Annotated in this window: 16 protein-coding genes; 9 read left to right on the plus strand and 7 right to left on the minus strand. The window is 43.1% G+C overall.

Annotated elements, in window-relative coordinates; translation table 11 throughout:
• The first annotated feature begins 431 nt into the window (after window positions 1-431).
• Both PR709_RS08240 and ettA read left to right on the plus strand, forming a co-directional pair.
• A complete protein-coding gene (locus PR709_RS08240) occupies window positions 432-959 on the plus strand; it encodes a bactofilin family protein (protein ID WP_014656822.1) in 528 nt (175 codons plus the stop codon).
• A gap of 921 nt (window positions 960-1,880) precedes the next feature.
• A complete protein-coding gene (gene ettA, locus PR709_RS08245) occupies window positions 1,881-3,548 on the plus strand; it encodes an energy-dependent translational throttle protein EttA (RefSeq protein WP_014656823.1) in 1,668 nt (555 codons plus the stop codon).
• Window positions 3,549-3,629: 81 nt separating this feature from the next.
• Here the strand turns inward: ettA and nadR are convergent, their stop codons facing one another.
• The 3 genes from nadR to serB all read right to left on the minus strand — a co-directional run bounded on the left by nadR (window position 3,630) and on the right by serB (window position 7,442).
• Window positions 3,630-4,862, minus strand: a complete 1,233-nt coding sequence (nadR, locus tag PR709_RS08250) for a multifunctional transcriptional regulator/nicotinamide-nucleotide adenylyltransferase/ribosylnicotinamide kinase NadR (RefSeq protein WP_004926682.1) — start codon at window positions 4,860-4,862, stop codon at window positions 3,630-3,632.
• A gap of 79 nt (window positions 4,863-4,941) precedes the next feature.
• Window positions 4,942-6,330 carry a DNA repair protein RadA gene (gene radA, locus PR709_RS08255; RefSeq protein WP_004926679.1) on the minus strand — a complete coding sequence of 463 codons (1,389 nt, stop codon included), beginning with the start codon at window positions 6,328-6,330 and terminating at the stop codon, window positions 4,942-4,944.
• Between the two features lie 134 nt (window positions 6,331-6,464).
• A complete protein-coding gene (gene serB / locus PR709_RS08260; protein ID WP_004926677.1) occupies window positions 6,465-7,442 on the minus strand; it encodes a phosphoserine phosphatase in 978 nt (325 codons plus the stop codon).
• A gap of 96 nt (window positions 7,443-7,538) precedes the next feature.
• On the opposite strand from serB, the gene PR709_RS08265 reads away from it, so the two are divergent.
• Entirely contained in the window at window positions 7,539-8,318 is a 780-nt protein-coding gene (locus PR709_RS08265; protein WP_004926675.1) for an AhpA/YtjB family protein, read from the plus strand.
• Between the two features lie 43 nt (window positions 8,319-8,361).
• Here the strand turns inward: PR709_RS08265 and PR709_RS08270 are convergent, their stop codons facing one another.
• Window positions 8,362-9,144, minus strand: a complete 783-nt coding sequence (locus tag PR709_RS08270) for an energy transducer TonB (protein ID WP_004926672.1) — start codon at window positions 9,142-9,144, stop codon at window positions 8,362-8,364.
• Window positions 9,145-9,323: 179 nt separating this feature from the next.
• Here PR709_RS08270 and PR709_RS08275 point away from each other — a divergent pair, with 179 nt between their 5' ends.
• The 6 genes from PR709_RS08275 to PR709_RS08300 all read left to right on the plus strand — a co-directional run bounded on the left by PR709_RS08275 (window position 9,324) and on the right by PR709_RS08300 (window position 18,929).
• The gene (locus tag PR709_RS08275) at window positions 9,324-9,860 is read left to right on the plus strand and encodes an RNA polymerase sigma factor (protein WP_014656824.1); all 537 of its coding nucleotides are present in this window, start codon (window positions 9,324-9,326) and stop codon (window positions 9,858-9,860) included.
• Window positions 9,860-10,846 carry a FecR family protein gene (locus PR709_RS08280; protein WP_272570856.1) on the plus strand — a complete coding sequence of 329 codons (987 nt, stop codon included), beginning with the start codon at window positions 9,860-9,862 and terminating at the stop codon, window positions 10,844-10,846. Before PR709_RS08275 ends, PR709_RS08280 begins: the two co-directional genes overlap by 1 nt.
• Window positions 10,847-10,963: 117 nt before the next feature.
• The gene (locus PR709_RS08285) at window positions 10,964-13,732 is read left to right on the plus strand and encodes a secretin and TonB N-terminal domain-containing protein (protein WP_036941908.1); all 2,769 of its coding nucleotides are present in this window, start codon (window positions 10,964-10,966) and stop codon (window positions 13,730-13,732) included.
• A 48-nt stretch (window positions 13,733-13,780) separates the two neighbouring features.
• The gene (locus tag PR709_RS08290) at window positions 13,781-15,487 is read left to right on the plus strand and encodes an ABC transporter ATP-binding protein/permease (protein WP_004926661.1); all 1,707 of its coding nucleotides are present in this window, start codon (window positions 13,781-13,783) and stop codon (window positions 15,485-15,487) included.
• Window positions 15,477-18,266, plus strand: a complete 2,790-nt coding sequence (locus tag PR709_RS08295) for a M16 family metallopeptidase (RefSeq protein WP_272570857.1) — start codon at window positions 15,477-15,479, stop codon at window positions 18,264-18,266. Before PR709_RS08290 ends, PR709_RS08295 begins: the two co-directional genes overlap by 11 nt.
• 159 nt (window positions 18,267-18,425) lie before the next feature.
• Complete coding sequence (locus PR709_RS08300) at window positions 18,426-18,929, plus strand: GNAT family N-acetyltransferase (RefSeq protein ID WP_169342152.1); 504 nt, start codon at window positions 18,426-18,428, stop codon at window positions 18,927-18,929.
• 94 nt (window positions 18,930-19,023) lie between these two features.
• Here PR709_RS08300 and deoD read toward each other — a convergent pair whose 3' ends face one another.
• From deoD to deoA, 3 genes are all read right to left on the minus strand, one after another.
• Complete coding sequence (deoD, locus tag PR709_RS08305; protein ID WP_004926652.1) at window positions 19,024-19,740, minus strand: purine-nucleoside phosphorylase; 717 nt, start codon at window positions 19,738-19,740, stop codon at window positions 19,024-19,026.
• A 157-nt stretch (window positions 19,741-19,897) separates the two neighbouring features.
• Window positions 19,898-21,121: a phosphopentomutase gene (gene deoB / locus PR709_RS08310; protein WP_014656829.1), complete on the minus strand. Its 1,224-nt coding sequence runs from the start codon at window positions 21,119-21,121 to the stop codon at window positions 19,898-19,900.
• Between the two features lie 61 nt (window positions 21,122-21,182).
• Window positions 21,183-22,505, minus strand: a complete 1,323-nt coding sequence (gene deoA / locus PR709_RS08315) for a thymidine phosphorylase (RefSeq protein ID WP_004926646.1) — start codon at window positions 22,503-22,505, stop codon at window positions 21,183-21,185.
• Between the last annotated feature and the right edge of the window lie 37 nt (window positions 22,506-22,542).

The following is a 22,542-nucleotide window of genomic DNA, read 5'->3' on the forward strand; positions in this document are numbered from 1 at the left end:
GATTTGATAATCGTCGGCTTTATGGCACATCGTTGAGTAACATGATGAGTTATCTATAAAAATGGTTGTTAAATAGATAAAAATCAGTGAGCCATGTTTATTAATAGGTATGAATGCTTAAATTACTCAATATTGATGTATTATTTTCAGTAAAAATAGACAAATCTTGATCTTTACTGTTAAATAATATCAGTGGATGTAAAAACTATTTAATTTTGTCAATATGATGAAGCTCATTTGGAATAATCTAAACTCCCTTTAAAATGAGATATGATATGGATTTCAAAAATTTATTTTTTTCTATTCTTGGGTGCGGATGGGCATATCTTTTAATATACACATTAACAGATATTCACTCTTCTCTTGTATCTCTGCCTTTCCTAATCATATTCTTCATTGTTTTTTATATACTCTCTACAAGGAATAAAAGGATGTTTGCGAAAAAAAGTAAAGATAAAGATAACGTTATCGAAGCGGCAAAAACGCATGAGTTAACGCCCGAAAAAGAAACGGTTGAAATTAAAGAAGAAAAAGTGCTTTCAACACCTTCAGCACGCAAGAGCACTTCTATTTCAAGTAGTTGCAACATTTCCGGTGACCTTGTTTTAGATGAAGACATCCAAATATTCGGTCATATAAAAGGGAGTGTTCGTAGCAATGACGGTATTGTCACAATCCAAAAAGAAGGGGTTGTTGAAGGCGAGATTTATGCTCAAACCATTTCAATCAACGGCATTATGAGAGGCTTATGTGTCTCTGAAAACTTGGATATTCTAGAAAATGGTCAGCTCGATGGGATCTGCCAAACTAAAAACCTAACCATTAAGAAAGGTGGGGTATTCACCGGAACCTCTGAAAGAACAGATAAAAAAATACAGGCCAGTGATGTACAAAGAGAGCTTAAACAGAAAAAACCTGATATCGTTAAGTTAGAATCAGCGCCTATTTCTAATCAATAAAATCTATTTATTTTCAGGCTTTAATGATATTAAAAATTAATTCTATAGTGGTCATCGCTCTGCTATAGAATTAATATCATCTACAACATATTTAGATGTCGATTTATTATGCTAATAATTTACTAATAATCTATTTTAATCGCTATGTGATTTTTAATATTAATCGCTATTTAAATATTAATATCAAATAATAAGCTCTCAGTAATCTTCAAAACATAAAAACAGGAAAACCTATTTTATTGAACAGTCGCCGTTTGCTGCATCTTGCAAATGGTTAAGCGTCTGCTTTACACGTTGGTTCTTGGGCTTTGATAGACATCTTTAGCTTATCGTCAAAATCATCTTCACAAAATTTAGGTAACTCGGAAGAAAAAGTAATAGAGGTAAAAGTATTAACCCTAAATAATCTTTTTTATATCAGATTTATTAATGAAATATTAAATGGCATGTCACTCTACCATGATCCAATAAATACCTTCATCAAAGCTAAACGAAAAGAAATTTCCATTAAGCCTTAAACTAAATTCACCCTAACAAGACTAATCGATATGTTTATCTATAAAACAAAACAGCCCCCGTATTAAAAAATAGCCAACAACCCCCGCTCCCTCCTGTTAATGATTATTTTTTGTTTACAATGTAAAAGGTCATTTACCCCATGATGAAACATGCGCGTTTTTACTTAATTTTGATCCCGTCTTAAGTGGGGGTTAATTCACAAGAAAGTATCGGAAACACACGCAACTATTGACTTAGAGTGAGGAACAATTAGAGTGAAGCTCAGAAAAATTTTAAGATAGAAAGTAACGTTTACAGCAGCAAAAGTCGCCTAAGGTATAATCGCGTGATAAGACGGTCATATGTCTGCTAAAAACACTATCAAATATTGAACTTTCGTTTATAAAACAATAGGTAAAAAAATTGGCTCAATATGTTTATTCTATGCTCCGAGTCGGAAAAATTGTTCCACCGAAGCGTCATATTTTGAAAAATATCTCTCTGAGCTTCTTTCCTGGGGCGAAGATTGGTGTTTTAGGTCTTAACGGTGCGGGTAAATCAACCTTATTACGCATCATGGCGGGTATCGATACGGAAATTGAGGGGGAAGCACGCCCTCAACCCGGTATCAAAATTGGCTATCTACCACAGGAGCCTAAGCTCAACCCTGAACACACTGTTCGTGAAGCGGTTGAAGAGGCAGTCTTTGAAGTTAAAAACGCATTAACGCGTTTAGATGAAGTTTATGCCGCTTATGCCGATCCTGATGCGGATTTCGATAAGTTAGCTAAAGAGCAAGGCGAGTTAGAAGCCATTATTGCTGCGCAAGATGGTCATAACTTGGATAACCAGCTAGAGCGTGCTGCCGATGCACTGCGTTTGCCACCTTGGGATGCTAAAATCGAAAACCTATCCGGTGGTGAGCGTCGCCGTGTTGCTATCTGCCGTCTTCTGTTAGAAAAACCGGACATGCTGCTCCTTGATGAGCCAACTAACCACTTGGATGCGGAATCCGTTGCTTGGTTAGAACGTTTCTTACATGACTATGAAGGCACTGTTGTGGCGATCACCCACGACCGTTACTTCCTTGATAACGTTGCAGGTTGGATCCTCGAACTTGACCGTGGTGAAGGTATTCCATGGGAAGGTAACTACTCTTCTTGGCTGGAACAAAAAGATGAGCGTTTAGCGCAAGAGGCTTCAACGGAAGCGGCAAGACGTAAATCGATTGAGAAAGAGTTAGAGTGGATCCGCCAAAATCCAAAAGGCCGTCAGGCGAAAGGTAAAGCACGTCTGGCTCGCTTTGAAGAACTTAACAGCGTTGAATACCAAAAACGTAATGAGACCAGTGAATTATTTATTCCACCAGGTCCACGTTTGGGTGATAAGGTTATTGAAGTTGAAAACCTCAGCAAATCTTACGGTGACCGTGTTCTTATCGACAACCTAAGTTTCTCCATTCCAAAAGGAGCCATTGTCGGTATCATCGGCCCTAACGGCGCGGGTAAATCAACCCTATTCCGTATGATCTCAGGCCAAGAGCAGCCAGATTCAGGCACCATCACCTTAGGTGATACGGTGAAGATTGCCTCTGTAGATCAGTTCCGTGACTCCATGGACGACAGCAAAACGGTTTGGGAAGAGATCTCGAACGGACAAGATATCATGCGTATTGGTAACTTTGAGATCCCAAGCCGCGCTTATGTGGGTCGCTTTAACTTTAAAGGCGTTGACCAAGGTAAACGTGTTGGCGAGTTGTCCGGTGGTGAGCGTGGACGTCTGCATTTAGCTAAGCTGCTACAAGTTGGCGGTAACGTACTGTTACTCGACGAACCCACGAACGACCTCGATGTTGAAACATTGCGTGCCTTAGAAAACGCCTTGTTAGAGTTCCCGGGCTGTGCAATGGTTATCTCGCATGACCGCTGGTTCCTTGACCGTATTGCAACTCATATTATTGATTATCAAGATGAAGGTAATATCACCTTCTTTGAAGGTAACTTCTCTGAGTATGAAGATTACAAAAAACGGACTATGGGTGCCGAAGCTCTACAACCTCATCGCATGAAATATAAGCGCATGAGCAAATAAGCCAAGCCTCCTACAAACACAAATACCTCATGATGAGGTATTTGTGTTATTCCAATCTCTCACTTTCAATAACCCATTATATTATTCGTCTAACATCAGCAATTGCTGTACTAACGAAATACAGGTGAGAAAACGGGTATCATAGTCAGGAGAATCAACATGAACAAATTCCACGTTGTTTTTCTTTAGCATTTCAATTAACAAAGATTGAAACTCTTGCCGGTCTTTTTCACTCCCCAAGCTACGTAAACCATCGGCTACCCATGGGGTATTATTTTCTAATAAGATCACCAGATCAAAACGATACTCATCAATCAAGGCCTGTACGAAAGGATGCTCTTTGCCCTCATAGCGCTTACAAAAAGCCTGAGTGGTAATAAAATCAGTATCAATAAAAGCGACCTTATTGGCATATTTAACCGCGAAATCAATATATTGAGCATGGCCTAATGCAATTTTATCGTAGTCAGAATATTGCAATGCCATTTCATCACCACCAAGATGAGAAAACACATAATCACGCCCAAACTCCCACGCACTGGTGGTATTAAAAATATTGGCCAGTTTGTTGACGAGTGTCGATTTTCCACTCGATTCACCACCGAGTATTGCCACTTTACGTACAAAGAAGGGCTTCACTTCTGTCGGAATATAATCCCAATATCGGAAAGGGGCCTGACGAATTTGATTACCACTGATATTCATGAAGGTCCGTTCAGGATCGATTAAGATAGTTTCTATCCCTAAGTACTTTTTATAGCGCGGTGCATCATTGGCTTCACCCGAATAGATAAAACTTGGGTGAATATTGTGCTTTTTCAAAAAGCCCTTCATTCCCTCACTCCACACTTCCCAACCGTGTGGATAAGGTTCGATACCTTGCTCATCGAATGAATGAATATGAATATTTTTTTGATATTTGAATGTTTGTAATAACCAACGTAGACGGTCACTGACTGTCGGCTGTTGTGACATGGAGCTATTCACGAATAGGTCTTTATCACGCGGCTCATCATGGCAAAGAATGACATGTAACTCATCAACTTGACTACAAGCACGCTGGATCAAGTAGATATGACCTGTATGTAAGGGATAGAATTTCCCGAAAACGACCCCAATGCTTTTTTGTTTATTTGGGTATTCCAGCCCTAAAAAGCGATGAAGTGCCGCGATCTTTTGTGCGCTCGGGCTTTTAATTTTGTTGTTGATAAGCTGGCTGAGATACCCTTTGGTCATATCAGAGGCATCAGCAACTTGCTGTAATGTATAGCCAGCTTGCTTAATTGCATTCTTAAGATAGTCAAATTCAGCCATTTAGTTCCCTTATTTGCTCTCAATAATTCGAAATGTAGCGTTATCGAACGCCACGAAAGTGCGAAATATGACGAGACGATTAATCAAATTCATCCATTACGCTTAAAGCATCTGACAACTTTTTCACACCGTACACTTTCATATCGGGAGGTGATTTTTTGGGCATGTTCGCATGGGGAACAATCGCCCGTTTAAAGCCATGTTTTGCCGCTTCTGAAATACGCTCTTGCCCACTCGGCACAGGGCGAATTTCACCGGCTAAGCCAACTTCACCAAATACCACAAGGTCTCGTGGTAAAGGACGATCCCGAAAACTGGAGACTAAAGAAAGCAATAACGCCAAGTCCGCACTCGTTTCAGTGACCTTAACGCCGCCAACCACATTCACAAAAACGTCTTGGTCTGACATTTGTAAGCCACCATGGCGATGCAAAACAGCCAATAAAATCGCAAGACGGTTTTGCTCAAGCCCTACCGCAACTCGACGAGGATTTGACATCATTGAATGGTCGACCAATGCCTGTATCTCCACCAGCAGTGGGCGTGTGCCTTCCCATACCACCATGACGGAACTACCCGATGTGATTTCATCACCACGACTTAAGAAAATAGCCGAAGGATTATTTACCTCTTTCAAACCCTGTTCCGTCATCGCAAACACACCTAGCTCATTAACCGCACCAAAACGGTTTTTATGGCTACGCAAAGTACGAAAACGGTTATCGGCATCCCCATCCAACATAATCGAACAGTCGATACAGTGCTCTAGCACCTTAGGACCAGCTAAAGAGCCATCTTTCGTCACATGACCGACCATAATGATAGCGACACCGCGCGTCTTGGCGAAACGCGTCAAGTAAGCGGCGGTTTCACGCACCTGAGCCACACTGCCGGGGGAAGATTGGATATCAGCCATATGCATGACTTGGATTGAGTCGATCACCATTAATTTAGGTTGCTCTTGCTCTGCCGTTAAACAAATTTGCTCAATGCTGGTTTCAGATAGCATATTTAGCGAATCCGTCGGCAAACCAAGGCGATGTGCACGCATAGCAACCTGTTGCAGCGACTCTTCCCCTGTGACATACAGTGTTTTCATTTCGCGTGAAAGTAAGCACATGGTCTGTAGTAGCAATGTACTTTTCCCAGCCCCTGGGTTCCCGCCAATCAAAATCGCGCTCCCCGGTACGACGCCACCACCAAGTACGCGGTCAAACTCTTTAAATCCTGTGGTAAAACGCGGCAGCTCTTCAAGGCTAATTTCTGATAGCTTTTGCACACGGCTTACGCCAGCAGCATTTCCGGCATACCCCGTTAAGCGATCATGACGTGGCGATGATTGACTTGAGGCGAGGCGCACTTCTGTAATGGTATTCCATGCATGACAGGCACTGCATTGCCCTTGCCAGCGCGGATAATCCGCACCGCACTCATTACAGACAAACGCTCTTTTTGCACCTTTCGCCACAATATTGCTCCTATTAACCCTTTTTTAACTAACTGCCTTTAATTCAAAGTATATGCTATTCAATAATCCGCATAGTTGCTGCCCGTAATACTTAAAATACCCCGTCGCTTTACGGCTGCCCTGTATGATGAATATTACCGCTCTTCGTGTTTAAGCCCCCCGCTCAACACGCACATAACCCCCATTAAATCAGCATGACGGATAGCCACTTTGGCACGTGCGTAGACTTTTGGCTTCGCGTGATAAGCTATTCCTAACCCCGCCTTACGCAACATTTTCAAGTCATTTGCGCCATCGCCGATTGCCACGGTTTGTTCAATCGGTATTTCTAAACGCTCTGCTAACTTAACCAGCGTTTGTGCTTTAAATTTGGCATCAACAATTGGCCCTTTGACTTTACCGGTGAGCTTGCCGTCTTTGATTTCTAGCTGATTCGCAACAGCGGCGACCAATTTTAATTGTTGACGTAAGTTATCGGCAAAAAATGTAAATCCTCCTGATGCAATCGCCACATGCCAATCCATCGCTTGTAATTTACGAACAAGGCTGGTTAAGCCAGGCATCAATGGCAGCGTATCCATGACTTGCTGCAAAATCATCACATCGGCCCCTTTAAGTAACGCCACACGCGCTCTTAAGCTTTCCGTGAAATCTAACTCACCTTGCATGGCTCGTTCAGTCACTTCCGATACTTGCTCGCCCACGCCATACAAACGTGCAATTTCATCGATACATTCAATTTGAATTGCCGTAGAGTCCATATCCATTAACAGCAGGCCCGGTGAACGTAAACGGGGAATTTGCCCTAATGGAACAACATCTAATAAACTTTCATCGGCTAATTTTTTGATGCGAGGAGTAATGCTTCCCGCAATTCTGACCACTTGATAGTCATCGATTCGCCATGATGAAACGATCACTATCGCTATCCCCAAACGCTGCTGAAAATCGCTGATCCGTGCCTTATCTAACCCTCGTCCATATAATAACCAACCACTGTCGCCAGCGCGATAATCTAAAGGCATGACCTCTTCACCGCTCAATGACAGCGGTAACCCAGGCCACTTTTGAATTTCATCGGGTAAATAGCAATAGGTCAAACTCGTTGACATGAAAATTAGCTCCTGTAATCGACTCAACGTTTTATAATAAAAATATGCCCCAAAACTACCTTATCTGTACAAGCTCTGGCAACATGATGCCAGAGAATGGATAAAGAGCACTTAGTGATTTCTATGAAACTGACCTTTAAGCTTCACAAAACAGTGATAATTATTATCTGTGTCGCATTAATCGCCCTATTAATGCATGGCATAACCTATTTAGGTAACAGCCAAAACCAAAACAGAGTCGAACAATTTAAACAGCTAACTCGAGTTTTGGCCGAACAAGTGGCTTTCAGCTTATCCGATTATATCGTTTCCGGCAGCAAAGATTTTAATCGAGAACGCATTATCGCCAATTTAAACAATGTCACCAAAGACAAATACATTTTGGATGCCAGTATTTATTCGGCGGGAGGAACCTTAATTGCGAGTGCGGGAGAGTCAGTTCCGGTACGTGAACGCCTTGCCATTGATAGCAAACAATCAACACAACCTTTTCAATATCAACTGGTTGTACCTATTCCCGGAAAAGAAGAGCCAAAAGGTTATTTACGGCTTACCATTGATACTGAGCTACTAACCACAGAAATTCAGCAAGCTGATAACAGTACCAATGTATTACGTTTCTTTATTTTATTAGCACTCTGTATTGGGATTGTGCTGGCAAATACCTTATTCCGCACCAAGAAAAAGAAAGGCAAAAATGTACCGCCTCAGCTCGTTGTTGATGAAGACAGCGGCAATGAAGATGATGAAAATATGGCACCAAACATTGCCAAAAAACCTCATTTCGACCGAAAAAGAAGCGAACATCGGCCTTATCGCCCTAAAAGACGTCGTGCTAAAAGCAAGCCGAATAAGCCCAAACCCCCTGAAAATTAAGCCACGAACTCACACTGCTGAGGATCTCCCCTCAGCAGTTCAATTACATGGAATAAGTATCAAAAACAATCGGTGCAACGAATTCGACTTTGCCATCCACTAATAGCGTTTCAGGAGGGGCTGGGAATGGCGCTGCGCGGTTTATGGTCGCAATCGCCTCTTTATCTAACAGTTTGGTTCCAGATGAATTAATCAAACTGGCACTAATCACCTCACCGTGACTGTCCACCATCACTTTGACCTGAGAGACACCGGTTGAACGAAAACGTAGCGCCGCCCTTGGATAACGTTTCGCTTTTGCTAAACGCTGATGAACCTCACTGTGCCAACCTTGATGACCACTCACCGCCACCGAGGCATTACTGGAGAAGTTCGCACTGCTACTTGCTTCACTCCCCGCTGCTGGTGCCGAAGTCACTGCTGACTCTTGCGTACTGAGAGGCGCCTCTTCAACGACTTTTTTGACTTGTGTAGGTTTCTTTTTAGGTGGGTGTTTCTTTTCGCTGACCTTGGTTAAGGTTCCATTATTAACTAACGGTGTTTCGGGTAGTTTTTCTGTTTTTTCAACTAATTCAGGTAAAACTTCCTCATGTGTCGCCATCTGCTGTTTCGCAGCATGATTCACTTCAGGCTCTGAATGCTGTTCAAGCTGATAAACGCCTAGTTGTAATGATATTGCGGGTGGCAATACCCCTGTTGTCGGTATTGACGCCGTAAACCAGCCAATAAATATCACTGCGAGTGTTCCGTGGAAAAGAAGACTTAAAAATAAACCGCCCAGTGGACGGAAAATCGGGCGCTCTAACTTACCCGCGATACTGCTCATATTCTGCCTCACGACTTTATTTTTTGCAGATTATAGGCATAATACAAACAAAAATGATATTCATTATTATTAATAACATTCTAAAGTTAAAATAACTATTTGAAATAAAACAATAAAGCGATTTGAGCAAATCTTTATCACGCCTAAGCGTGTAATTTAACTTTTAACACCAGCGAAAAATGACTATTGATAAATCCCTTGCCCGTAAAATTAGCGGCGCATATCAGTCAACGTATAGCCAACTTGTCCGCTTTTTCCGCAATCGGCTAGGTAATAGTAACGATGCTGATGATTTATCTCAGGATGTGTTTACACTATGGCTTAATCGAAAAGAGCAATCTCCGATTAAAGAGAGCCGTGCTTATTTGTTCAAAATCGCCAATCATGTGTTAATTGACCATTGGCGACGTCATCAACGCCAATCCACGTCTGAAACAAACATTGATGATGCTTTACTTGAACAGCAGCTCGAAGAGACACAAGCTGATCCCAGTGAAATACTGGAGCATCAACAACGTATCCAGTGGCTTAGTGAGGCGATCGAGTCGCTCCCTCCACGGCGTCGCGAAGCTTTTTTGCTCTACCGATTTGATGGTTTGTCACAAAGTGAGATTGCTGAACGAATGGAAATTTCCATTAGTATGGTCGAAAAGCATATAGCAGCAGCTTTGGTACATTGTAAAAAACACCTTGATAATCAGAGCAATAATAATTAATGACACGTACAACATACTCTGAGCCGGATACATTAGATTCTATTGATGAGCAAGCAGCGCTGTGGTTCACCCGCAAGCACAGTCAGCAGATGAGCGCTGAACAAGCAAAGCAATTTGATATCTGGTTACACGCATCTCCTGAGCATGCGAAAGCCTATGAAGCGATTGCAGGGGTTTGGCGCGAGTTCGATTCAATGCCACGGCCAGCGTCTATTGAACTCCCCCCGAAAAAACAGCTCTTTTTCCGGTTATGGCGCCCATTGGGAAATACCTTAGCAGCGCTATTTATTGCCGCTATTTTATTCTTACCCTATAGTCAGCTACCCTCAATGTTGTTCAACAATATGACTCTCGTCGCAACTAATATGCCAAAAGAGGTCACTCTATCAGATGGCTCTGCATTATTTCTCAATCGCCAGACACGCGTGCGGGTAGCCTATGAAACAGAGGTTCGGCGGATATATCTAGATGAAGGTAACGCTTATTTCAAAGTCAAATCCAATCCTTATCGGCCTTTTGTGATTTTAGCCGATGAAAGGCGCATTCAAGTCATTGGCACTGAGTTTGAAGTCGATAGACATCAGCAACAAGTCGCTGTCCGTGTTAGCAAAGGGATAGTGAGTCTGAAAACAGGGCAAGAGCAAGCAACGACTTACCTGTTTGCTGGGGATAGCGCGACTAGCTCTGCCATCAATAGCCCTGTCAAAATGAATAAAATTGCGCCTCTTGATGTGGCAAGGTGGCGTTTTGGTGAGTTGAGCTTTACTGATAAACCATTGGCTGAGGTGCTCTCTGAACTTAACGCTTACTCACCCGTCAACATTGAATTATCACCGCCTTCTTTAGCGCAAAGTAAAATCTCTGGTCGGATCAATTTACGTCAACCTGAGTCATTTTTCCAAGCACTTCCAATGCTTTTACCTGTACAAGTCGTTTATCAAGACAAAAATAACATATTGATTATTCAAAATAAAAAAAATAAATGAAAATTATTTCGATTTACAGGTGAGGATAATTCTCATTTCCCCCTCTACTTAAGCAGTTGTTATTTATTTTGCCATTTTTAGCACACTTTTTGTGCCGCTTAAGAATAAGGGATACTCATGTCTATTCGATTCACCCACAAACGGTTTAAGCCGCTTGCACTGTTCGTTGCCGTTAGTAGCGCAATAGTTTGCCAATCTGCTGCTGCGCAAGAAGTCGCTTTCTCACTTCCAGAACAAGCACTAGCCACTTCTGTGGCACAGATAACCCAGCAAGGAAATATCCAATTACTGTATGACAAGAGCCAACTCAATGGCCTACGCGCGCCTGCATTATCAGGTCACTACACCGCACAAACCGCATTACAAAAAATACTTATCGGTAGCGGATTAGAGTTAGTCAGTGATAATGGCATCTTCGTGATCCGTTCACAGAACCTTAATCAAGGCACATTAGTCCTCCCCGAAACACAGGTTTCTGGGGTCGTACAACAAAATCACCCAGCGACAGATGTTATGTCTGCGCCACAGTATGTGACATCGGAAGAGATCAGCCAACGTAACACGGGCGATGGCAATATTACGGATCTGATGAAAACCAACCCTGCCGTTCAATTTGCTAATAATGACAGCAACTCAATGAACCAAGGGGAAATAAAGCCTTCGCGTATTTCAATTCACGGCTCCAGCAGTTATCAAAATGCTTATCGTCTTGATGGCGTTAGCTTCAACAATGACTTTGACCCTGCAGATAATGGCCTTGGTGAAACAGCAACCCGCTTAAGCAGTAGCGATCAGGGGATCTATATCGATAGTCGTCTTATCGATAGTATGGCGGTCTATGACAATAATATTCCTGTCGAATTTGGTGGCTTTACGGGGGGAACCGTTGAGGTTAATAGCCGCCGCTGGCAAGGTGAAAACAGCGCACACGCCTATTATCGGTTAACCCGCTCCGGTTGGAACAATTTATTTCATGACTCCTCGCTTGGGATCGATACGACCAAGAATGACACCGCTAACCCTGCTCGTTTCCAAAATCGCTACGATAAAGATGATTTTGGTGGTTGGTTCGAATTAGGTGTCAGTGAAAATTCAGGTATCGTATTTTCAGCGTCACGCCGCAGTTCCACGATACCAATGACGGTAACTGGCGGCGATTCCGTTATCTTTGATGAAAATAATCAAGTGGAAATGGTTAATTTCGCTTCAGGTGAAAAGAAGCAGCACCGTACATCGGATAACTACTTCCTGAAATATTCGCTCGACCTATCAGATAAAAGCACATTAGATCTCTCAGCTAACTATGCCTCTTACGATAGTCGTCTATTTTCTGCTTCAGTCATGAATTCAGGTTATGATTCAACCCATGATGGACTGGGTTTTACCGCGGTTTTTAAACATCAATTTGATATTGGCCAATTCGAGTTAACCGCTAACACCCAAACACTCAAAGATGATCGTACTGATGACCAAAAATATTCACTCACAGTCCGTGCTATTGACTATTCCACCTATCAAACCACGGAAAGTAGCAGCGGCGGTTTAGGCGATCTCACCTCAAAACAGAAAAATCATGGGTTAAAGGGGGTGATGCGTTTTAATACCATGGAAGATGGCATAGGCCTCACTCATAAACCCACTTTAGGCGCAGAGCTCAATTACACCAAAGGCACTTATCGACGAGATAAAGACTACTTCCGTTATACATACACAGGTAGCATAGATGACAGTGGCATGTATAACGGTTACCTCAGTAATGTCACTCGATTCCAAGCAGGAAGCCACGCTGCGGACTACACTAATTATGCTGTATTCCTTGATGACAATATTCAATACGGCAAGTTAACCATTCGTCCGGGGATCCGTTTAGATCGCGACGACTTCGTTAATCGTACCAATATAGCACCGCGTTTATCCGGTAACTACGACGTCTTTGGCGATGGCAAAACACAGATTATTGCAGGTGCGAACCGTTATTACGGTCGTTCAATGCTCACCTATGCCTTATATGGCGCACAAAATGATGGGATGCAATTATGCAATAGTTATGATGGCTGCTCCCTAGATCCTAATAAAAACGATTGGGATAACAAAAAAGATTATGAAGGACTTGATTCACTTAAAACCCCTTATAACGATGAGCTAACCCTTGCACTGCAACAGGAGATCTTATCAACCACATGGCGCCTACAATATGTCCACCGTGAAGGTTATGACGAGGTAAGAACGCGTACCAAATACGACACTCGTGATGCAAGTAAACGTAGCATTCGCACCTTTGATAATGGCGGTCGTAGTTCACATGACACCGTGACACTTTCCGTTAATAACAGCCAACCTTGGGAGTGGGCAGAAGCTTCTCATGTGATGACCGCTTCACTGACATGGCAGCAAAGTGAAAGTAATACGCCAAAAGATGCAGGCTATAACTCGTTTGATCCTGCCAATAAAGTGAACCTCAACAAGGTATGGTATGACGGTAAAGTCATTGATGCCTCGAAACTGCCATCCACCAGTTTCAACTCGCCATTCAAATTAAACTTAGAACTGACCAGTGTTTGGGATGATTACGACCTAACTTGGTATAACCGCCTGCAATGGTGGGGCGCACGCGACCAAGCTGTTCGCTATGACAATGCCTACGCATTTGATCCCGAGTATGGGCAAGTTCGTAAATACACCAAACAGCACTTCTCCAGTAAATACACATGGGATACCCGCCTTGGCTGGAAACCTGATTTTGCCTATGGCTTTGGTTTCTCTGTTGAAGTGAACAATATCTTGAATAACAAAAATATCGCAGACCGCTTTGTGTTCGAAGATAGGGTGTTGAAATCTTACGATCCAGGTCGCCAATTCTGGCTACAGGTCAATTACGACCTTTAAATCTTGTTAGCAATGTGAGCAATCTACAACAACAATACGAAGAACGTCATGAAGACACTGAAACAATTTTTCTATTTAGTTAAACCTTTTTGGGGGCAGCGCGCTGCCCTTTTCTGCTGGCTACTGCTTGCCGCCTCACTGGGGCTAACCCTGTCATCGGTCTGGTTCAATGTCAAAATGAACATGTGGAACGGTGATTTCTATAATGCGTTACAGAAACTGGATGGTCAGGCACTCTATGGCCTCTTGCAATATTTTGTGGTGTTAGTAAGCGGATTAATTTTCGTGGTCGTTATGGGGAACTATCTCAAGCAAATGCTGATCATTCGTTGGCGTAAAGGCATGACAGAGTTAGTGCTCAATCGCTGGCTTTCTCCAAACAGTAAACACTACATGCTACGATTAACCTCACAAGAGCCAGATAACCCTGATCAACGTATTGCAGAAGATATTCGATTATTGATTGAATCGACACTGAATCTGCTGGTCACCTTCCTGCACTCAATGTTAACACTGGTCTCCTTTGCCACTATTCTTTGGACACTGTCAGGTAGCCTCTCATTCAACTTGGTGGGTACTGATTGGTCTATCCCCGGTTATATGTTTTGGGCCTGTATTATTTACACCCTTATTGGTATCGCCTTAACGCAATGGATAGGTTTCCCTCTACGTCGCTTAAATATGGATAAGCAGCGCCGTGAAGCCGATTACCGTAGCGCCTTGATCAATTGCCGTCAGCATGGCGATGCAATAGCAGGGCAACGTGGTGAGACGCAAGATAGAAAAGAGCTCATGCAGCGCTTCGGTGAAATTATTCGTAATTGGAACCGTTTAATTCGTTGCGAACGGAACCTCTCTTTTTACACCGTTGGCTACCAACAAGTGACCGCTCTCGCCCCTGTATTATTGGCGCTGCCCAAATTCCTCGCCGGCGAAATTATGTTAGGCGGTTTGATGCAGTTACGCCAAGCCTTTAGCAGTGTTGCCACTTCATTAGGCTGGTTTATTTTCGCCTATAAAGAAATAGCGGCATGGCAGGCTACCGTCTCACGTCTATATAATTTTGTGATTTTATTGGAAAATGATAAAGCGGCTGAGGTAGAAATCACCGAAGAACCACCTTTACTTGATGCCGCTGTTAAAGTGACTACCTCAGATAATCGCACTTTAATTGAGCATGTGCATGTCGTGGCTAAACAAGGGGAAGTCACTTTAATTTCTGGGCGCTCCGGCATTGGTAAATCAACCCTATTACGTACTTTAAGTGGCCATTGGCCATTCTTTGAAGGTGCGATTAAACGTACAAACCACCTAATGTGGATCCCACAACGCCTTTATCTTCCTATCAGCCGTTTAGACAGCTTACTGGCATACCCTCAAGATGCTAAGCAATTTACAGAGGCTGATTTTAAACTCGCACTTAGCAAAGTGGGTCTAGAGAAACTGCACTATCAATTAAGTTTAGAGACAGACTGGCATAACCGATTATCAGGTGGTGAGCAACAACGCATTATGTTTGCTCGACTTCTTCTGAATCGCCCTAAATTATTACTTTTGGATGAAACCACTTCAGCACTTGATGAAAATAGCGCCCTTGAGTTAATTCAACTCATTAAACATGAACTACACGATAGCGCTATTGTGTTGGTTACCCATCAACGTTTCCTATCACAAGTTGCCGAACACACTCTACCGCTTCAAGAAGCGCAAACTCGCGCCAATATAACCACAGGATTGCCTGAATATGCTTCGTAAAATATTACTCGCCGCTTTTATTGGCCTCAGCCTCACAGGCTGCGGGGTGTCTGCTTCATCCAGTACGATGGGGCAGAATTTATTGCCTATCCGTACTGATTTGCAACATTATCAATTAGATAATGGCCTAAACGTTTACCTATTACCGCGTTCTCAACCAGGTGTTGAGCTACGCTTATTAGTGAAAAGTGGCTCGTTGCAAGAAAACGAACTACAGCTAGGATTGGCCCATTTTACTGAACATATGGCCTTTAAAGGTACAAAACATTTTCCAGGCACAACAGGCTTTAAACAGTTAGAACAGCAAGGATTGAAGCTTGGCAGTCATGTCAACGCGATCACTAGCCTCAATTCAACCTTATATAAGCTATCACTCCCGAACGCCACACCAGCACAAGTCTCAACAGCCCTACAAGTGATGGCGGATTGGGCATCCAATATCTCATTTGATCAACAAGCGTTTGAAAAAGAGCGCCCAGTGATTATTGAAGAGTGGCGTTTGCGCCAAGGGATGGGCTATCGTGTTAATGATAGCCTTGAGCATTTACGCTACCACGGTAGCCGCTATGCAGAGCGTAACCCAATAGGGGAACTCGATATTGTTCGCCAAGCACCGATTGAACTAGCAAAAGAGTATTATGCAACATGGTATCAGCCACAACGTATGATCCTGCTGGTGATTGGGGATTTCAATCAATCTACAGTACGTGACGAAATCAATACGCTTTTCGCTATACCAAAGCCAGAAACCTTGTCTCAAGACAATCCTGAATGGAAGCAGTTTGCTCACTCTAATTTGCTGTTAGTTCAACCTGTGTTTGATAAAGAGCAAGGCGCTCGTTATGTTCAATTTGCTTTGCAAAAAGACATTATCGCCCCTCTCAACACACGAGAAGGGCAATACGAAGATTTAATGGATAGCTTATGGCTCGCCATTCTAAATCAACGTTTCTCTGTCTTAGTGGATAATGGCGTATTACCCGCCATTAGTATTAATGAGCAAGGCTCGATGTTAGATAACCAGCGCTTACAACAATTAATGATTATCCACCCTAAAGGAGATGATTATATTGGCGCTACTCAGGTTTTATTTACTGAGCTACAGCGATTAGCGACTGAGCCGGTAACACAAGAAGAGCTTGATAGCGCTCGTCAAAATCTATTGAAAAAACTCAGCCAGCAGGCCGCCGCTGAACAGCGCTATGGCAATGATTATTTGGCAGGTCAATTAACCACCGCGCTTGAATATGAGATGCCAATGTGGAATAAACGCCAACAATTGGATAAGAGCTACCAACTGATTGGAAAAGTTAAACCGCACGATTTACAACAGCACGTTGCTAACTTTTTAAATGAAGCTTCACCACGCTTAGCCCTAATTGGTCCTGATACTGACGCAAATAAAGTCAATCATGCAGACTTTAGTGAGCAGTGGCAAAATACCCGCCTAAGTTCACCGGGGCCATTCACCTTACGCTCTCAAGCGATCACTCTGCAATTGCCTAAAGTGGCTAAAGGCACAATCACTGAGCAGACTGCACTTCCTGTCGCAAAAACCGAACGTTGGCTACTTAGCAATGGTATTCAGGTCATCGTCAAAGCTGATAAAAATCTTAAAGAAGATATTCAGTTTAATTTACAGCTACCCGGCGGCCGTTCACTTGAAACCATGCAAACTGCGGGGCTAACAGATTGGGCATTAAAGCTACCAGAAAGTAGCGGTTATGGTGAATATAGCGCACGTGATTTGGCATTATTAGCGAAACAAAATCAGATTTCGCTTCGCCCTTATAGTGAATTGCTCACTCATGGTTTCCGCGGTAAGGCCCCTGTTGATAACCTCGAAACCGCCCTGCAATTACTGCACTTAAAATTGACAGTTCCGCAATTTAGCGGTGAAAAATTAGAGCAGCAGAAACAGTCATTTGCGTTGAACCTTGCCAAAACACCTGTTGAGCGCACCTTCCTTGATAATATTAATAAGGAAAGCTACCAGCACGGTGAACTGTTAGTCATTAACCCACAAGGTGGCTGGAAAAATTTCACCGCGGGCCAATTACAGCAAGCTAACCGCCAGTTACTCACTTCGACGGCGAATATGACACTGGTAATTAGCGGAGCAGTGAATACCCGTGACTTAAAACCATTATTAGAACAGTGGGTTGCTTCTATCCCTGCCAGTCATCATCAGCTGGCATGGCGTGATCAGGGGATCATGCCTAAAATGGCGAGCTTCAATAAAAATTACCCGATCAGCAGTAGTGATAAAAGTATGGTCAGCATCCAATTTGCTGCCCCTGCACAATGGACACAGCAAGATCAGTTAGCAATGCAACTGCTAGATACCATTGTGAGCCAACGTCTACGCGGCGAACTACGCGAAAAAGCCAGCGGTATCTATGCACTTGGTTTTTCACAAATGCTGGCGAAAAAACCGCAGCCTTACTATTTTGCACGCCTCAACTTTACCACCTCACCAGAACGTACTGAGGAGATGTCACAGATCGCCCAAAAGACAATTAATCAACTACGTCACTCAGGGGTAAATAGTAAAGAATTAACTGAAGCAAAAAATATTTGGCTTACGGAAAATGCACAAATAACCGACAGTTCAGGTTATTGGACCGAGGCGTTAGCTCAGGTCGCTGCCGATGACCAACAATATCAGCGTCTAAACCAAGAGCGTGCCATTATCCAGCAACTTACGGTCAATGATCTCAACCGTATCGCCAATCAATATCTGGGGCAAAACCCGAAAGTATTTACGATGACACCATAACCGTAGCTATTGAAGGGGGTTAATTCCCCCTTTTTATTCGCTTAAAATACGGGCTGATAAAACGCTGCCTCACGAAAATACGATCATTTAATTATTTGACGTTCACTAGGCTTATATGATTAATGATCGTGTTTTCAAATAAAAAAGAGAAATAGCATGATGAACGACATCGTTATCCGTAGAGCAACCTTAGACGATATTCCCGCCGTCACTCAAATGCATATTGATTATTCGGCATACGCTAATACATTACAGCTACCCTACCCATCGACAGAAACTTGGGAGGCGCGTCTAGCTACCAATGATCCTCTCGTCACGCATTTTGTTGCTACTCTTGATAATACTGTCGTTGGGATCCTCACTCTTCATCAACCAAGTCAACAACGGCGTAAACATGCCGCGAGTTTTGGCATTACGGTCAGTCAAATGCACCAAGGAAAAGGTATTGGTTCGAAGCTTATGCAAGTGATGGTCGACTACTGTGATAACTGGTTAAACATCCGCCGTATTGAATTAGAAGTGTATGCCACTAATGACAATGGCTTGGGGCTCTATAAAAAGTTTGGTTTTGAACAAGAAGGTGTGATGCGTGATTACGCTTTCCGTGATGGCCAATATGTCGATGCGATTATGATGAGTAGGATTAATAAAAATCGAGGGTAATCAAACCCACTTGGGTGCCATGAGCTTCATTTTTCCCCAAATAAAAATGCCACGTGATGTACGTGGCATTACTCAATTAAAAATCATTTAATGATTATTTATCGCCTAATAGCACTGAATCCAATGCGATTTCAATCATTTCGTTGAACGTTGTTTGGCGCTCCGCTGAGGTTGTTTGCTCACCTGTTTTAATATGGTCAGAAACAGTACAAATGGTCAGCGCACGAGCACCGAACTCCGCAGCCACACCATAAATACCCGCAGCTTCCATCTCAACACCCAGAATGCCGTATTTTTCCATGACTTTGAACATGTCTGGATCAGGAGAATAGAACAGGTCAGCAGAGAATAAGTTACCGACACGAACATTAACATTTTTTGCCTTCGCAGCTTCTACCGCATTATGAACAAGTTCATAGTCAGCAATTGCCGCGAAATCGTGATCTTTAAAACGTTGACGGTTTACTTTCGAATCAGTACATGCCCCCATGCCGATCACAACATCGCGCAGTTTCACATCATCCATTACCGCACCGCATGAACCCACACGAATAATCACTTTTACACCAAAATCAGTGATCAACTCTTTTGCATAGATAGAGCAAGAAGGGATACCCATACCGTGACCCATCACGGAGATCTTACGACCTTTATAAGTACCAGTGAAACCTAGCATACCGCGAACATTATTCACCTGACGCACGTCTTCGAGGAAAGTTTCAGCGATATATTTTGCACGCAGCGGGTCACCTGGCATCAATACGACGTCAGCAAAATCACCCATTTCTGCATTAATATGAGGAGTTGCCATTATTATTATTCCTTATAAATCATTAAATTAAAGGGTTTAACATCATTACCTGATAATAGTAGCGACTGATAATACTCGCTGTCTACGGCAAATGACCCAATACTATCAACAATAAATAAGGCAGTTTCCTGCCTTATTTAGTTTTTATGTTAACCAATTACAGCATTGGCTTGCCGTATTCCATCGGTGATAGATCGAAATATTTAGCGACTGTCTGACCGATATCCGCGAATGTTTCGCGATGACCTAAAAAGCCTGGTTTGACTTTCGGACCATAAATCAGAACAGGAATGTGCTCACGGGTATGGTCAGTACCATGCCAAGTTGGGTCACAACCATGGTCTGCGGTTAAGATCAAAATATCATCTTCTTTGACCAGTTCCATCAGTTCCGGTAAACGGCGGTCAAAGAGTTCTAACGCTGCTGCATAGCCCGGTACGTCACGGCGGTGACCATAAGCGGAGTCGAAATCAACAAAGTTAGTAAATACAATAGTCTTATCACCAGCCAGTTTCATTTCTTTCACGGTTGCGTCGAACAGCGCATCAATCCCTGTTGCTTTGACTTTCTTAGTGATACCTACATGTGCGTAGATATCCGCAATTTTACCGATAGAAACCACTTCACCTTGTTTTTCTTCAACTAATTTTTGCAGCATCGTTGGTGATGGTGGCTCAACGGCTAAGTCATGACGGTTACCGGTACGCTCAAAGCTACCAGCTTTATCGCCAATAAATGGACGTGCGATAACACGACCAATGTTATAGCCGCCGTTTGTCAACTCTTCACGAGCGATTTCACATAGCTCATACAGTTTGTCTAAGCCATAAGTCTCTTCATGGCAGGCGATTTGGAATACGGAGTCAGCGGAGGTGTAGAAAATCGGTTTACCCGTTTTCATGTGTTCTTCACCCAGTTTATCCAAAATAACCGTACCTGAAGAGTGGCAGTTACCTAAGTAACCCGGCAAATTAGCACGTTTAACAATGATATCTAACAGCTCTTGTGGGAAGCTATTTTCTTCATCCGCGAAATACCCCCAATCAAAGAGCACAGGTACACCCGCAATTTCCCAGTGGCCTGATGGTGTATCTTTACCAGACGAGATTTCGCTCGCGTAAGCATAAGCACCGATAATTTCTGAATTGGGATCAAGGCCAGCAGGGAATTTACCGCAAGATGCTTCAGCCGCTTTACCTAAACCCAATTTGGTTAAGTTAGGTAAATGCAGTGGTCCTTGACGACCTTTGTCTGCATCACCACGTGCACAGGCCTCTGCAATATGACCTAATGTGTTTGAACCTTCATCATTAAATTTGTGCGCATCACCGGCTGCACCAATCCCAAAAGAATCCAACACCATAATAAATGTACGTTTCATAACTTCTCTCCTGCGTCATCTTTCCTAATTAGGAAGTGCCACTGATAAAACTGTTTGTCAATTATTCACTAATTTGGCGATAAACCATTGGCGTCGTTTCTGGTTTTTGATCACCAATAACCATGGCCGCACGCACCTCTTTTGCCGCTTCTTCCCACGATTTCTCGCTATTAGCATGAATAATTGCTAGTGGAGTTTGATTATCAACCGAAGTACCTAACGCGGCGATATCGCTCAAACCAACACTATAATCAATCGGATCCGTTGCCTTACGACGGCCACCACCTAATGTCACAACAGACATGCCGAGCGCACGTGTATCCATCGCGGTAATTATACCCGCTTTCTCTGCATACACCGCTTTGCTCAGTACAGCAGTAGGCAAATATTTGTTGTAGTTTTCAACAAAGTCACTTGGGCCTTTTTGAGCCGCAACCATACGACCAAAGACTTCCGCTGCCTTACCGTTATCTAAGACTGCTTGTAATTTTTGGCGAGCTTCTTCTCTATTTGCCGCCAATGAACCAGACACCAGCATTTCAACACACAGCGCCATCGTCACTTCATACAAACGAGGGTTACGGTATTCGCCCGTTAAGAACTGAACGGCTTCGCGTACTTCAACCGCATTACCGGCACTAGAAGCGAGTACTTCATTCATGTCGGTTAACAGTGCGGTTGTTTTACACCCCGCACCATTAGCGACTTTAACAATGGACTCGGCCAGTTGCTCTGATTTTTCGTAGGTTGGCATAAATGCACCTGAACCCACCTTAACATCCATGACTAGAGCATCAAGGCCCTCTGCCAATTTTTTACCTAAAATAGAGGCAGTAATCAGTGGAATAGAGTCAACCGTTGCAGTGATATCACGTGTTGCGTAAAAGCGTTTATCCGCAGGTGCGAGTGAACTCGTCTGCCCAATAATTGCAACACCAACGTCACGAATAATGTCACGAAAACGCTCATCATTAGGGAAAATATCGAAATTAGGGATCGCTTCAAGCTTATCCAGTGTGCCACCGGTATGGCCTAAACCACGCCCCGAAATCATCGGAACATAGCCGCCACATGCCGCTACCATTGGACCTAACATCAATGAGGTGACATCACCAACGCCACCCGTAGAGTGTTTATCGACGAGTGGGCCATTTAAGTTTAATGATTTCCAATTTAAAACAGTGCCTGAATCACGCATTGCTAACGTCAGGGCAACACGCTCAGCCATGGTCATATCATTAAAATAGATGGTCATTGCCAAAGCGGCTATTTGACCTTCAGAAACTGAATTATCGCGTACACCATTAATGAAGAAACGAATTTCTTCTTCGCTCAGTGGTTTGCCATCACGTTTTTTACGGATAATTTCTTGTGCCAGAAACACGGTATGCTCCTTAATTCAAACAGAATCTAGGTAATCG

This window comes from Providencia sp. PROV267, from assembly GCF_028477825.1.
In the GTDB taxonomy this organism is placed as follows: domain Bacteria; phylum Pseudomonadota; class Gammaproteobacteria; order Enterobacterales; family Enterobacteriaceae; genus Providencia; species Providencia stuartii.

Bases quoted from the DNA above. Each gene is read 5' to 3' on its own strand.
- deoD (WP_004926652.1), bottom strand. From the start codon at position 19,740: ATGGCAACTCCTCATATTAATGCAGAAATGGGTGATTTTGCTGACGTC.
- PR709_RS08285 (WP_036941908.1), top strand. From the start codon at position 10,964: ATGTCTATTCGATTCACCCACAAACGGTTTAAGCCGCTTGCACTGTTC.
- nadR (WP_004926682.1), bottom strand. From the start codon at position 4,862: ATGGCTGAATTTGACTATCTTAAGAATGCAATTAAGCAAGCTGGCTAT.
- PR709_RS08265 (WP_004926675.1), top strand. From the start codon at position 7,539: ATGGATAAAGAGCACTTAGTGATTTCTATGAAACTGACCTTTAAGCTT.
- PR709_RS08295 (WP_272570857.1), top strand. From the start codon at position 15,477: ATGCTTCGTAAAATATTACTCGCCGCTTTTATTGGCCTCAGCCTCACA.
- deoB (WP_014656829.1), bottom strand. From the start codon at position 21,121: ATGAAACGTACATTTATTATGGTGTTGGATTCTTTTGGGATTGGTGCA.
- PR709_RS08300 (WP_169342152.1), top strand. From the start codon at position 18,426: ATGAACGACATCGTTATCCGTAGAGCAACCTTAGACGATATTCCCGCC.
- PR709_RS08280 (WP_272570856.1), top strand. From the start codon at position 9,860: ATGACACGTACAACATACTCTGAGCCGGATACATTAGATTCTATTGAT.
- PR709_RS08270 (WP_004926672.1), bottom strand. From the start codon at position 9,144: ATGAGCAGTATCGCGGGTAAGTTAGAGCGCCCGATTTTCCGTCCACTG.
- PR709_RS08290 (WP_004926661.1), top strand. From the start codon at position 13,781: ATGAAGACACTGAAACAATTTTTCTATTTAGTTAAACCTTTTTGGGGG.
- PR709_RS08275 (WP_014656824.1), top strand. From the start codon at position 9,324: ATGACTATTGATAAATCCCTTGCCCGTAAAATTAGCGGCGCATATCAG.
- PR709_RS08240 (WP_014656822.1), top strand. From the start codon at position 432: ATGTTTGCGAAAAAAAGTAAAGATAAAGATAACGTTATCGAAGCGGCA.
- serB (WP_004926677.1), bottom strand. From the start codon at position 7,442: ATGTCAACGAGTTTGACCTATTGCTATTTACCCGATGAAATTCAAAAG.